This window comes from Candidatus Koribacter versatilis Ellin345, assembly GCF_000014005.1.
GTDB lineage: Bacteria > Acidobacteriota > Terriglobia > Terriglobales > Acidobacteriaceae > Korobacter > Korobacter versatilis_A.
In genome coordinates, this window is record NC_008009.1 from 4,025,301 (window position 1) to 4,037,565 (window position 12,265).

The 12,265-nt window shown below is 61.1% G+C and carries 17 protein-coding genes; all 17 read left to right on the plus strand.

Annotation, left to right across the window (positions count from 1 at the left end; translation table 11 throughout):
* The first annotated feature begins 14 nt into the window (after positions 1 to 14).
* The 17 genes from ACID345_RS17585 to ACID345_RS17665 all read left to right on the plus strand — a co-directional run bounded on the left by ACID345_RS17585 (position 15) and on the right by ACID345_RS17665 (position 12,199).
* Complete coding sequence (locus ACID345_RS17585) at positions 15 to 197, plus strand: hypothetical protein (protein WP_041855839.1); 183 nt, start codon at positions 15 to 17, stop codon at positions 195 to 197.
* Positions 198 to 363: 166 nt separating this feature from the next.
* Positions 364 to 714 (plus strand): hypothetical protein, encoded by a 351-nt coding sequence (locus tag ACID345_RS17590; protein WP_011524202.1) that lies wholly within the window; start codon positions 364 to 366, stop codon positions 712 to 714.
* Positions 714 to 1,136 (plus strand): hypothetical protein, encoded by a 423-nt coding sequence (locus ACID345_RS17595; protein WP_011524203.1) that lies wholly within the window; start codon positions 714 to 716, stop codon positions 1,134 to 1,136. The genes ACID345_RS17590 and ACID345_RS17595 overlap by 1 nt, the downstream gene beginning before the upstream one ends.
* Positions 1,133 to 1,453 carry a hypothetical protein gene (locus ACID345_RS17600; RefSeq protein ID WP_011524204.1) on the plus strand — a complete coding sequence of 107 codons (321 nt, stop codon included), beginning with the start codon at positions 1,133 to 1,135 and terminating at the stop codon, positions 1,451 to 1,453. Before ACID345_RS17595 ends, ACID345_RS17600 begins: the two co-directional genes overlap by 4 nt.
* The gene (locus ACID345_RS17605; RefSeq protein ID WP_011524205.1) at positions 1,453 to 2,073 is read left to right on the plus strand and encodes a hypothetical protein; all 621 of its coding nucleotides are present in this window, start codon (positions 1,453 to 1,455) and stop codon (positions 2,071 to 2,073) included. Before ACID345_RS17600 ends, ACID345_RS17605 begins: the two co-directional genes overlap by 1 nt.
* Positions 2,054 to 3,502 carry a terminase large subunit domain-containing protein gene (locus tag ACID345_RS17610; RefSeq protein ID WP_011524206.1) on the plus strand — a complete coding sequence of 483 codons (1,449 nt, stop codon included), beginning with the start codon at positions 2,054 to 2,056 and terminating at the stop codon, positions 3,500 to 3,502. The genes ACID345_RS17605 and ACID345_RS17610 overlap by 20 nt, the downstream gene beginning before the upstream one ends.
* Entirely contained in the window at positions 3,499 to 5,010 is a 1,512-nt protein-coding gene (locus ACID345_RS17615; protein ID WP_011524207.1) for a hypothetical protein, read from the plus strand. Before ACID345_RS17610 ends, ACID345_RS17615 begins: the two co-directional genes overlap by 4 nt.
* On the plus strand, positions 5,007 to 5,903 hold the full coding sequence (locus ACID345_RS17620; RefSeq protein ID WP_011524208.1) for a hypothetical protein: 897 nt from the start codon (positions 5,007 to 5,009) through the stop codon (positions 5,901 to 5,903). Before ACID345_RS17615 ends, ACID345_RS17620 begins: the two co-directional genes overlap by 4 nt.
* Positions 5,904 to 5,921: 18 nt before the next feature.
* On the plus strand, positions 5,922 to 6,314 hold the full coding sequence (locus tag ACID345_RS17625; RefSeq protein ID WP_011524209.1) for a hypothetical protein: 393 nt from the start codon (positions 5,922 to 5,924) through the stop codon (positions 6,312 to 6,314).
* Positions 6,315 to 6,394: 80 nt separating this feature from the next.
* Complete coding sequence (locus ACID345_RS17630; protein WP_011524210.1) at positions 6,395 to 8,200, plus strand: hypothetical protein; 1,806 nt, start codon at positions 6,395 to 6,397, stop codon at positions 8,198 to 8,200.
* Positions 8,197 to 8,733, plus strand: coding sequence for a hypothetical protein (locus ACID345_RS17635; RefSeq protein WP_011524211.1), 537 nt, complete (start codon positions 8,197 to 8,199; stop codon positions 8,731 to 8,733). Before ACID345_RS17630 ends, ACID345_RS17635 begins: the two co-directional genes overlap by 4 nt.
* Positions 8,734 to 8,859: 126 nt before the next feature.
* The gene (locus ACID345_RS17640; protein WP_011524212.1) at positions 8,860 to 9,240 is read left to right on the plus strand and encodes a hypothetical protein; all 381 of its coding nucleotides are present in this window, start codon (positions 8,860 to 8,862) and stop codon (positions 9,238 to 9,240) included.
* 18 nt (positions 9,241 to 9,258) lie between these two features.
* A complete protein-coding gene (locus tag ACID345_RS17645) occupies positions 9,259 to 9,966 on the plus strand; it encodes a hypothetical protein (protein WP_011524213.1) in 708 nt (235 codons plus the stop codon).
* The gene (locus ACID345_RS17650) at positions 9,963 to 10,469 is read left to right on the plus strand and encodes a hypothetical protein (RefSeq protein WP_041855840.1); all 507 of its coding nucleotides are present in this window, start codon (positions 9,963 to 9,965) and stop codon (positions 10,467 to 10,469) included. The genes ACID345_RS17645 and ACID345_RS17650 overlap by 4 nt, the downstream gene beginning before the upstream one ends.
* Positions 10,466 to 10,924 (plus strand): hypothetical protein, encoded by a 459-nt coding sequence (locus ACID345_RS17655; protein ID WP_011524215.1) that lies wholly within the window; start codon positions 10,466 to 10,468, stop codon positions 10,922 to 10,924. Before ACID345_RS17650 ends, ACID345_RS17655 begins: the two co-directional genes overlap by 4 nt.
* A gap of 8 nt (positions 10,925 to 10,932) precedes the next feature.
* Positions 10,933 to 11,175 (plus strand): hypothetical protein, encoded by a 243-nt coding sequence (locus ACID345_RS17660; RefSeq protein WP_011524216.1) that lies wholly within the window; start codon positions 10,933 to 10,935, stop codon positions 11,173 to 11,175.
* A 19-nt stretch (positions 11,176 to 11,194) separates the two neighbouring features.
* Positions 11,195 to 12,199 carry a phage tail tube protein gene (locus ACID345_RS17665; RefSeq protein ID WP_011524217.1) on the plus strand — a complete coding sequence of 335 codons (1,005 nt, stop codon included), beginning with the start codon at positions 11,195 to 11,197 and terminating at the stop codon, positions 12,197 to 12,199.
* The last annotated feature ends 66 nt before the right edge of the window (positions 12,200 to 12,265 follow it).

The following is a 12,265-nucleotide window of genomic DNA, read 5'->3' on the forward strand; positions in this document are numbered from 1 at the left end:
CGACGGAGGGACGTATGGAAACCGATCAGATTGTCGAGCTGGCGATGGAAGGTTTGGTGACGGCGACGAAGTTGATCGCCGAGCTAAAGGCGCAGGGGCAGTTAACCGACCAGCAGCTGCTCGATTTTGCGGCGACGAAAGACGCCGAGACCAGGGACCGGATCGAGAAGTTCCTGGCGGGGCAAAAACCGGTTTAGGCGAGTTCCCGGTTTGGCGTCGCCGGAGACGGGGATGGGGAAAGGCCCCAGATTTTCGGATCGACGCGCCAGAAAGCCGGGTGCGCGCGCACTCGGGCATTTAAACCGAGGAGTTTTACCGGTCGCAGCAGGTTGAAAAGGCAGGATTTCGGGTTTCGAGGGTCAGATGGGTGTTTTGCAGGGCAAAAAGACGTATCTGGCGGGTGGACTTTTGATGCTCCTCGGGGTGGCCAGCTTCCTGACCCAAACCGGAGACGCTGACACTGCCGCCGGGATGGTAATTGCCGGTTTCGGGTTGATCGGTTTGGGAGCAAAAGCCGAGCGCCATCGCCGCGAGATCGTGGACACCCTGGAGCTGGTGAAGGCGGCGATCGAGAAGAGGCCGCTCACGACTGAAGAGAAAGCTGCGCTCGCCGGCGATGTGCTCGCGATCGGAGCTGAGGCAGCAACGACTCCGATGTTGAGTATGGCGGGGGCATCGCTTCCCGAGGCTTCGGCGCCGGAGGCGAGAGGCTGATGCAGGCGCCGGCTCTCCAGGTCGATTACCGCGGAGCGCTGATGAAGGCAGCGCTGGCGTGCGGCGGCGGTATCGGAATGACGATCGCGTGGTTCGCGATCAAGTTCATCACCGTGGATCCGAAGCTTGCTGCCGACGTGGTGAAGACAGTGCTTGGATGGGGCCCGCTCTCACTGATTGCGATCGTGGGCGTGGTGCAGGCTGACATTCGCGCCAGGGAAAGTATGCGCGTGCAGGCCGAAGCAGCGCGGGCGCAGCAGGCATTAGCAGACGCGGTGACGCAGATCGCGGCGAAAGACGATCGCGAGAGTGAAGAACGGCGCCGGCAATTGAATTACATCGGTGCACAGCAGGAAAAGATTTTGGAGCGGCTCGACGCGATGCGACCGAGTCAGGCTGAGGCAAAAGGAGCGAGCGCGTGAGTGTTACCGACATCGCGTTAATGCGGCGCTGGCGAGGAGCGATTCTCGAATACGTCTACAACGGCCATCGCCATCAGCAGAGCCGGATGGACGGCGTCGCCCTGTGGGGAATGATGCAGGACTTCGGCCACATGGCGAGCTTGAATGACGTCATCACCATGCTGCAGCAGTTGCGCGATCGCGAATACCTAACGTTCGAAGAGACTCGCAATAAGTACACGAATGAGATCTCGATCACCAAGATTCAGATCACACCTGAGGGTTGCGATCTTGTCGAGGGACTGGTGAAAGAAGATCCGGCGGTGAGAATCCTCTGATGGCCGCTCGACGTAAGACCGGAGAGAAGCCGCGCGTACGCCAACCGCTGAAGATCGATCAGCTTTCGGCAGAGATGTTGAAGCGGATACAGGACGAGCGCGCGAACTTCCGGACGTGGAAACAGATCGAGGAGGACTCGCCGAAGTGGGACGAGTGGAGCACGGTGAAGGCGGACGTGATCGAGCTTTTTCCTGATCTGCGGTTGCCGCATTCGAATTTGCAGCGCTGGTACGACATCCGCATTGACCAAGTGCGCCAGGAGAACCTGGCCGAAACGGAAAAAGCGCGTGAGTTCGCGAGTGCGTTTCGTGATCGCGAATTCAGCGGGCTCGATGAAGCGGTGATGAACGCGATCCGCGACCAGGTCTTCTCGCTGATGAAGACCGCAGGGCCGAAAGACCAGGCGAACTTTCTCGATGCGCTTGTGGAGTTCGGACACCTGGTGGCGAAGTTCAAACGGATTGAGCTGGGCAAGGAAAAAGTCGGACTCGAACGCGAACGGCTATCCCTGGTTGCGACGAAGATCCGAGGTTTGAAGGACGAAGTGCAAAAAAAGCAGCTCACGTCAGAGGACCTGCAGGCGAGATTGGACGAGATGTATGGCATCACAGCAGCGTGAGATCGAGAGGACGGCAAGCAAGGCCCTGGTAAAGCTTTATCCCTATCAGGTGCGCTGGATCCTCGACGAGGGACGTTTCAAGCTCATTGTGAAGGGTCGCCAAACCGGCCTGAGCTTCGGAACCTCGCTGCGCCACGTTCGCCGCCGCATAAAGACCCGAGGCGACACGATCTGGATCTCCGCATCTGACCGCCAGTCGCGCGAGTCGATCGAATATTGCAAAACTCATGCGAAGGCCGTTGGGGAAGCGTTCGACTTCGCCGAGATCGCGTTTCCCGGTACCGACGACAAGGCCCAGCAGATCACGTTTCTGCACAATGGCGCGCGGATCATCGGTCTTCCGGCGAACCCGGATACCGTTCGCGGCTACCACGGTGATGTTGTCCTGGACGAGTTCGGCTTCCATCGCGACGCGAAGAAAATTTACAAGGCTGCGATCGCGATCGCATCGCGCGGCTATCAGCTCGAAGTGATCTCCACGCCGAACGAACAGGCGGGCAAATTTTGGGAGATCGCAAAAGCTGCCGGCGTTCCCGCCGATGGCGGCTCCGAGCGCACGCATTGGACGAAGGGTGTCTGGTCGGTGCACTGGCTCGACATCTACACGGCGGTGAAGGAAGGCTGCCCGATCGACGTCGAGGTTATGCGCCAGGCGTGCTACGACGACGACACCTGGCAGCAGGAATACTGCTGCGTATTCCTTGCCGACGCGCAGAACTACATCCCGATGGAATTGATCATCGCGGCTGAGAGCCAGATGGCTTCGCTCGATGCGCGCCCGGAGGACCTCGCCGGCCGCGAGCTTTACCTGGGCATGGATATCGGCCGCAAGAAAGATCGCACCGTGATCTGGATCGACGAGAAGCTTGGCGATGTCATGATCACGCGTGCCGTCGAGACGCTCGAACGCACGCCGTTCGCGAAGCAATTTGAGCAGGCCGCCGCGTGGATGCCGTATGTGCGTCGCGGTTGCATCGATTCGACGGGCATCGGCGCGCAGATCGGTGAGGATCTAGAGCGCAAGTTCGGCGCCGCGAAAGTCGAGAAGGTCGAGTTCAACATCGCCAACAAAGAAACGATGGCTGGACTCGCAAAGCGCAAGCTTGAAGATCGTCAGGCGCGGATCCCGGAGTCGCCGTCGATTCGCCGGGCGATCAACGCAGTAAAGCGCTACACCTCGCCGACCGGACATTTCCGCTTCGACGCCGATCGCACTGAGGCTGGCCACGCCGACGAATTCTGGGCTTTCGCACTCTGTTTGTCGGCCGCTGAAGGCGGATCCTCGCCCGCGCTGGCCTCGATCGACACCGATACCTCTCTCAACCGCGCGCGCAACGGTGTGGATGAAGACCTGGTTGCAGCCGGCGCGCGGCGTGAGCGTGGCGATTACATGATGGGCGCGCGCAATCGGGATCGGAGGGTCTGGTGAAACTCTTTCCTCTTGACCTAACCGAAGCCCGCGCGGCGCTGGTGGCGCAAGCCAAGGCCAACACCGCCGAAGAAAAGAAAGCGGCCGAGGCGCTGGGCCCGCAATTGTTCCAGCTTGGCGATCCGGAGAATGTCGCGTTCCAGCGGATCACGTCGCCGAACACGCGTCGCGATCTGAACCCGCTCATGCACGAGCGGATGCAGCAGGTGTGCTTCTACCTGTCGGTGACAACGCCGATGGGTAAGCGCATTGTCGAGATCATCACCAGCTACGTGGTGGGTGAAGGCTTCAACGTGGTGGCGAAAGACCCCGCGGTGCAGGAGATCATCGATCGCTTCTGGAAAGACCCGATTAACGATTTCGAGCGATCGCTGCGCGACTACTCCAACGACATCTCGGCGTTCGGCGAAATCTGTTTACCGGTGGCGGTGAATCCCGTCGACGGGTTCGTTCGCATGGGCTGGATCGACCCGATCGAGATCGACGCAATTGAGTATCAGCCGATGATGACGGCCTTTGGTGAAACGACCATCACGGTGCCGGCATTCGTGCGGTTGAAGAAGAAGATCGGCGAGCTGCAACCACAGCGCCTGCAGATCGTCCACACCGATGAGGATCCCAACTCGGAAACCTTCGGCCAGCTGGTGGGCGATTGCTTCTTCTTCGCAGTCAACAAATCGAAGGCCGCGAGCCGCGGATTGAGCGACCTGTTCTGCCTGGCGGACTGGCTCGATGTGCTGGACCAGATGATCTTCGACTTCGCGGATCGCGCGCGCTTCCTGAACATGTGGGTTTGGGACGTGACGCTGAGCGGCGCCGACGACAAGCGGGTGAAGGAGTTCAACCGCGACCTGACGAAGGCCCCGCCGCGCCAGGGCGGCGTGCTCACGCACAACGAAGCGGTGAAGATCGAGGCCAAGACGCCGGACATGAAAGGCCAGGACTTCTCGGCCGGCGCGCAGATGGTGAAGACCTACGGACTAGGCGGCATCGGACTTCCGCCGTTTATGTTCGCGGATCCCACAGACGTGAACCGCTCGACCGGCGAAGTGATGGAAGGCCCCACAGGGAAAAAGCTCACCGATCGCCAGAACGAAATCAAGCGGCTCATTCGCCAGGTCGTCCAGTTCGTGCTGCACCAGGCGGTAGCGCATGGTGTGCTCAGCGCCAAGGCCGATCTCGACTTCGACCTGCAGGTGCCGGACCTGCTGATCAAAGATTTGCAGAAAGCCGGAACCACGATGCAGGCGGTGACCGGTTCGCTGGCAGCGGCAAAAGATGAAGGCTGGATCACGGAAGAGACGGCCGCGCGCTCGTTCCACGTTGTGCTCTCGCAGATCGGCGTGCAAGTGGATTCACAGGATGAATTCGCGGCGGCGCAAAAAGAAAAACGGCAACGCGATGCAACCGCGCAAAACTCGCTGAATGACCAGAAGAACCTGGCCGATGCACTGAACAACCTGGGCAACACGGATGCGAAGAAGGCTGCATCGGGAGTTGTGCAATGACGCCGGGACAGGAATTCGCGGCCAAGCTCGCGGAGCTGATGCGCCAGGTGAAGGCGATGGAGCCGATGGTGCAGCGACAGATCGTGGACCTGCTACAGGAGGCCCGTGGCCGCATCATCGCGCAGATCTCCACGCTCGATCCCGAGCGCTACACCGCGGCGCAGCTGCAGGCGTTGAAGCAGTCGATCGACCGCGTGCTGGACGAATTCCGCAGCAAGGCGACGCAGACGGTAGACACCTTTGAGGCAAAGGCTGCGCAGATGGGCGTGCAGATTGTGGATGCGCCGGTGAGCGCCGCGTTTGGTTCGATGTCGCTGGGGCAAATCGACCCGAGCACGTTGGCGATCGCGCAGGGCTACACCGCGGACCTGATCGGAGCTTTGTCGAAGACGGCGGCCGCGAACATCAACGCGGCGATCCAGCGGGCATTCCTCGGCGGGCAGTCGTTGACGGACATCATCGCGCAGATCGGCAACGCGCTTAGCGGCGGGAAATTCGACGGACTCTTCGGTTCCTTTGGCGCGCGCGCAGAGTCGATCGCGATGAACGAGATCCTGCGCGTGCAGAGCCTGGCGACGCAGGGACGCATGGAAGACCTGCTCGAGCGGCATCCGGATTTGCAGAAACAATGGTTGTGGATTCCGGCCGCGAAGCAGCCGCGCATTTTGCATCAGCTCGCGAGCGGCCAGGTGACGGACGTGACCGAGCCCTACAAAGTTGCGGGCGAAGACCTGATGTTCCCGCGTGACCCGAATGGCTCGGCGTGGAACACGATCAACTGCCACTGCATTTCGCGGCCGTACTTCGCGGCGGACGCGTTGGCACCGACGGCGCAGCACAAGGGCGTTCTCGAAGATCTTGGAATTTCAGTTTCGGTTACGCGCGCAGCGTAACAGGAGGAGAAGTAGAAGATGGCTGAACTCAACATTCCCGCTGCACCCGCCCTTCTGCCCAAAGAGGAACAGAAGAAGTGGCGCTCCGCTTATGCGAGCGCCTTCAAACAAGCGCAGATCGATTTCCCCGAGGACCTGCCGGCACAGCAGAGCGCGGCATTGCGCGAAGCCAACCGCATGCTGCGCGTGGACGCGCCGGAGAGCTACGAGGAAGCACAGAAGATCGCCGATCACCTGGTGCTGGTGCGCGGCACGCGCATCGATGAGAAAACGCAGAAGGAATATCTGCACCTGGTGACGATCGATGGCAAGAAACATCGCTTCGAAGTGCCGGCGACCGGCGAGGGTAAGGGCCGCGGGAAGTCGAAAGAAAAGGCGGACGAAAAAGAACCGGAAGCGAAGACGGCCTAGGCAGTAGCGCACCGGCGATGTGAGCTGAGCGGCCGGGTTCCGGTGACCACCAGAGCCGCTCAGTTCGGAGAGAACACACGATGTCGTTTGAACAGCTGGTTCAGGAACTGATGGAAGCTTTGCTGAACGTCTTCGGGCGCGACGACAACGGCAACCGGCAGTACATGCTGGTGGAGACGTTCCCCGACTACCTGATTGCGCGCGGCCCGGACGGCGACCTTTACCAGATCTCGTACACCGTGGGCGCCGATGACGACGCGATCACCTTCAGCGATCCGCAGGAAGTGGAGACGGCGTATGTGCCCGTTGCGGAAGCCGCGACCTTTCTCGCCGCGGTGGCAGGCGCGGATCCGAACTCGAATGTATTTCCGGTGGAAGTGATGCGCGCTGGCTTCGCCAACGGAACCGTGCAATATGGCGGCAAGCCGTTGCGCCAGTTCTTCCCGGAAGAAGTTGTCGCGCAGGTCGCACAGGCGGTGAATGGCGCGCGCTTCGGACGTCGGCACCCAGTGGGCAATGAGAACGAAGGCAACCAGCCCGAGCTCGTCGCCGGCTGGCTTGAGAACGGCCACCTGGACGGCAACGGGAAGGCCGCACTTGCAGAAGTTCACTTGCTCGAAAGCGAGAAGGACCTGCAGGCGAAGCTCGCGGCAGCACGATCGGCGAACAAGCTCGATCTCTTCGGCGTGAGCGTACTCGGCTACTTCGGATTCCAGCCGAAGAAGATCGACGGCGAAGACGTGCTCTACGCCACGCGCCTGGGCAAACTGGCGCGGGTTGACCTGGTGGCTGAGCCTGCGGCAGGCGGGCGATTTTTGAATGAACTTCGCGTGGCGGCTTCGGCCGATGTCCGCGCGGAGATCTCGCGCATGCAGCGCGATGCAGTGAAGAGTGTACAAAACGGCAGGGCGCGAGCCGCTGGCCGACAAAAAGGAGAAGCGATGAAGGATCGCATCTTGAAGTTACTGGCGGCGATGCGCAAGCACAACGCGGCGAGCGCCGACCAGCTGACGGTGGAGTTCAATGGCCTGTCGGAAGACAAGCACCAGGACTTCCTGATGAAAGTAACCGAAGCGGCTCTGACGATTGAGCCCGCTTCCGCAACCGCTGCCAACAGCGAAGTGATCGAGCTGGCGAAGACCGCACTGGCCGAAGCCAAGAAGATCCAGTCGGGCAACCTGGTGGAGCGCAAGCTGAAGGACGCGAAGCTGCCGAAGCCCGCCGAAGACCTGGTGCGCACACACCTGGCCGAGCGCGAGCTGACCGAGGCACAGGTGGACACCGAGATCACGGCGACGCGCGCAGCTTTCGCGGCGTACTCCACGATCGGCCGGCCCACCGGCTCGGCGATTGTGCTTGGTGGTGCAGACAGCGTGGAGAAGGTGCAACTGGCGATGGACCGCCTGCTCCGCGTGAAGGAAGCGGAGAAGAGTGGTGTCGCTCCCTTCCGGGGCATCCGTGACGCCTACGTGACGATCACGGGCGACCGTGAGCTGAAGTTCGCCGACGGCGGCTTCTATCGCGCGAGCGAAGCGATCGCCACCGGCGATTTCCCGAACATCCTGCTGAACTCGATGACGAAGAAGTTGGAACAGGACTATGCCGAAGTCGGCATGAGCGGCCTGGACCAGATCATCACCAAGGCGAACATCAACGACTTCAAATCGCAGGACCGCGTGCGGTTGGGCTACCTCGGTGATTTGCCGACGGTCGCGGAAGCCGGACCTTACACGGAACTGACCAAGCCCACGGACGAAAAGATCAGCTACTCGGTGCTGAAGAAGGGTGGAATCCTGACGATCTCCGAAGAGACGATCCGCAATGACGATCTCGGAAAGATCGCAGCATTCCCCACGCGCCTGGCGCGCGCCGGACGCACACTTTGAAGGCCTACATCACGGCCTTCCTCACCGCAAATGGCAATTACGATCCGGACGGTGTGGCGTGGTTCCACGCGACGCATGGCAACCTCGGATCGGCGGCACTCAGCTCGGCTTCGCTCGATGCTGCGGAACTCGCGCTGATGACGCAAACCGAGAAGGACTCCAACAACCCTCTCGGCTTCCCGCTGGAGTGGTTGATGGTGCCGCCCGCGCTGAAGGCAACGGCGATGCAGATCAACCGCAACGACACGGGCACCAACAACTGGTACCAGCGGTTCGGTGCCAACAATGAGCGGATCTTCGTGAACGAGCTGTTGACGGACACGAACGATTGGTACGCCGGCTGCTTCCCGAGCTACGCGCCGGTGCTGGAGGTCGGGTTCCTCGATGGCATCGAGACGCCGCAGATCTTCCTCGCGAACCAGCCCACTGTCGGCGTCACGTTCTCCAACGACCAGATTCAATACAAGGTCAAGAGCGTGTTCGGTGGCAAACCGGTGGACTTCCGCCCGATCTTCAAGGCGGTCGTCGCGTAGTCGCACTGAGATGAAAAGGCCAGGCTCCGTGAGAGGGGAGCCTGGCCTGTAAGCGAAGAAGCAAAAAGGTGTATCTGTAACGCAATTGTCAGGCTGGCCCTGGCGGAAATCAAGGAGATTTCGATTATGGAAGGCGTTCGATATTTCACGGTGGCCTTGCCGATCGCGGCGGCACTGGCTGTCGCCAACGAAGTGGCCGGCTACGAGTTCCAGAAGCAAAGCCGCATTCTCGAAACTGAGTTGTTTCTCTGCACGACCGGTACCGGCGCCGGCGCGACAACGGTGGACGTTAAGAAGAACGGCACAACCATTCTTCCGTCTGTGATCTCGATCGCGAGCGCTTCGGCGACGAAGCGTGCTCGCAAAGCCGTGAAGAACCCGGTGGGCGAACCGAGCGGCGTTTCCGTGGCCGCCGGCGATTACGTTCGCGCCGACGTCACGGCGGTACCGGGAACCACGGTGCCGACGTACGGCACGGTGTACCTGCATTGCTGTTCGGAAGTTTAGAGGGAGAAGAGGCGGACGATGGCTTTCAGCGATTTGCAAACCGGCGTGGCCAACCGCATCCAGGATGCGGCGGGACGGCTGCCGGGTGATGCCGTAGACGGCTTCATCCGCCAGGCGATTGCCGATCGCTACTCGAAAGACCGTCCGCGAATTATCGTGTCGGACGTCGCCGGCGCCGGCACGAGTGATCTTCCACTTCCCACTGGACCCAACGCCGAGCAATTCGAAGACGGCTTCTCGGTGATCCGCACGATCGAGTATCCGATGGGAGAACTGCCTCCGGTCTATATCGATGACCAGGACTGGCGGCTCTATCGCACTCCGACAGGGCTGGTAGTTCGCATGATGCTGGTGACGCCATCCGAAGATGAGCAGGCGCGGTTCGAGTGGACGTCGCGCCATCTCGCCGACGCGAGCACGTTGCCTGGTGCGGACCTCGACGCCGTATGCGATTACGCGGCCGCGCTTTGCATGGTGGCGATCGCATCCGGGTACATCCAACTGACCGACTCTTCGCTGCAATCGGATTCTGTGAACTATCGCACGAAGAGCCAGGAGGCGCTGGCGCAAGCGAAGCAGTTCCGCACGCAGTACTTCGCGCACGTTGGTGTGGAAGCAGACGCAAGCGGCACGGAGAGCAGCGGCGCGGCACTCGCGATCGGCGACTTCAACAACATCATGGGCCCAGGCGTGGACCGCTTCATTCATGGGAGGCGGACACGGTGAAGCTGCAATTCAACATCACCGGCTACCAGGAAGCGACTGCCGAAGTACAGGCAGCAATCGTGACCGGTGTGCGCAACGGCGTGGAGAAGCTCGCGGTGCGCGGCGTTGGGCTAGTGCAGAACATCGCGCCCGTAGCGAGCGGCGACCTGGCCAACCATGTGAGCTGGAAGATGGAGGGCGGCGCGGAGCGCATGATCTCGGCTCTGGTGTTCGCTGGTCCTCCGGCAGACATCTACGCGCCAGCAGTGGAAGAAGGAGCCCGTCCGCACTTTCCACCTCCGGGTGCGCTGCTGTTGTGGGTGAAGCGCCGCTTCAACCCGTCGAGCGAGAAGGAAGCGTTGTCGATCGCATTCGCGGTGGCGAAGAACATTGCCAAGCGCGGCACCGCGGGACACCACATGTTCAACCGCGCCGGCGAAGAACTGGAGTCGGTAGCGCAGGCGATTGTGGAGCTCGAACTCGCCGAAGCATTGATGGCTTCCGGCCACGGAGGCAAAGCGTGAAGCTGAGCGACTTGCTGAAGACGATCGCCGCGAAGATCGAGAGCGTGCCGGACACCGGCAAGGTCTACCCGCGGTTGAAGATGATCCGCGACGAAGCTTCGTTCAAGGCCGCTTACCTGGACACGACAGTGAGCCCGCCGCGGATCCGCGCATGGGCGCTGACGCGCGAAAGCACCAGTTCGATCGAGAACAAAGTGCACAACGATAAGGACACGCACCTGATCGTGATGCGCGGCTACTTCGGGTTGGTGGATGCGAACGCAACGGACGAGGAGTTCCAGGACAAGATCGAGGACGTACGCGAAGCATTTCGCCATGACCGCAAGCTCGGCGGCGCCGTGTATTGGACTGGACCAGTACAGGTGCGCCAGGCGGTGACGGGTGTGATCTGCGGCGTGCTGGTGCATTACGTGGAAGCGACGCTCGGGGTGCAGATCTACCCGATCGTGTATTGAGGTGAACGATGAAGCGTGACGATTACGTGTACGTGCGGTTGACGGCGAAGGGTGAGGAACTGGCTGGCCCGCATGAGTTACGGCTGGCAGGTGGAAGCTACCACTTCGCGTTCAAGGCCGGCGAGGCGCAGAAGGTAACGCGCGCCTATGACTGGAACGTTGTGCTGAGTAAAGAGAAATACGACGGCGAGCCGTTATTCGAGGTGGTGGATGCGCCGACGGATGCTGTGCAGGACGAAAAACAGAAGTAGAGACTGACGGAGGCAAGCGATGCCCTACGAGGCACAACAACTTTTAGCAGTACGCGAGATGGTCCTCTCGGCCAACAAGCAAACGACGTATGGCACCGCGCTCGGCGATGGAGCGCTCCTTCACCGGCCGAGCTTCGACCCAGGCATGTTCGTGCAGATTACGAAGACACCGCGCACGAATGCGACGAAGGCCGGCAAAGGGCATCGCTTCCCAACAGAACGGCAGATCATCGAACTGGCGTCGGCATTCAGCGGCTCGATCGAGCTGACTGATTACCTCGCCGCATTCTTTCTCGGCTTGGTGATGGGCCATGTGGTGGATACGGGCGCAGGCCCTTACACCCACGCCTTCACCTTCGAGAACGCGACCGCGATCGCGCCGGTTACGACGGTGTACTTCGAAGACACCGCAGACGTGCACTACAAGCTGCCGGACGTGAGCGTGATCGATCTGACGATCAGCGGTGGCCCCACCGGCCCTCTGATGGCTCAGTTCTCGATGGCCGGCAGCGGGCGCTTGATAGCAGGCAGCATGGGAGCGTTGCCGGCGGCGGCGACGCCGACGTACCTGCTCGGTTCTGATACCGACATTCTTGTTGGCGCGACGGGTGCCGCGGCCTCGATCAAAGAGCGCGTGAAGAGCTGGTCGATCAAGATCGCGAGCGGCATTGTGATCCATCGTGCGCCTGGCGGACAGATGTACGCCACCTTCAACAAGTTCACGGGCACACCGAGCGCGACGCTGGACCTAGTGGTGGGCGCGACGGCGGCGGACGATGTGTTCAACATCTTTTTGGCGGACACGCTCCGTGAAGTGCAGATCAACACGAATAGCGGCGCATCGGCACAGCTGAACATGAAGTTCCCGAACGCCGCGTACACAGCCGCTCAGCTTTCGAGCAACAACGACGAAGGCGATTGGCACATTACGAGCGACGAGCAGGCGGTGCTGAAAGTTGGCGCAGCCGAACCGTTCCAGGCGACGGTGATCAACGCGACGCAGCACTATCTGGTCGCTGCCTAAGAAGTCAGGCGGTCCCGTTCTCAAAGAGGCCGGCAACCCCTGGCGCGATGAGAATCTCGGGGGAGA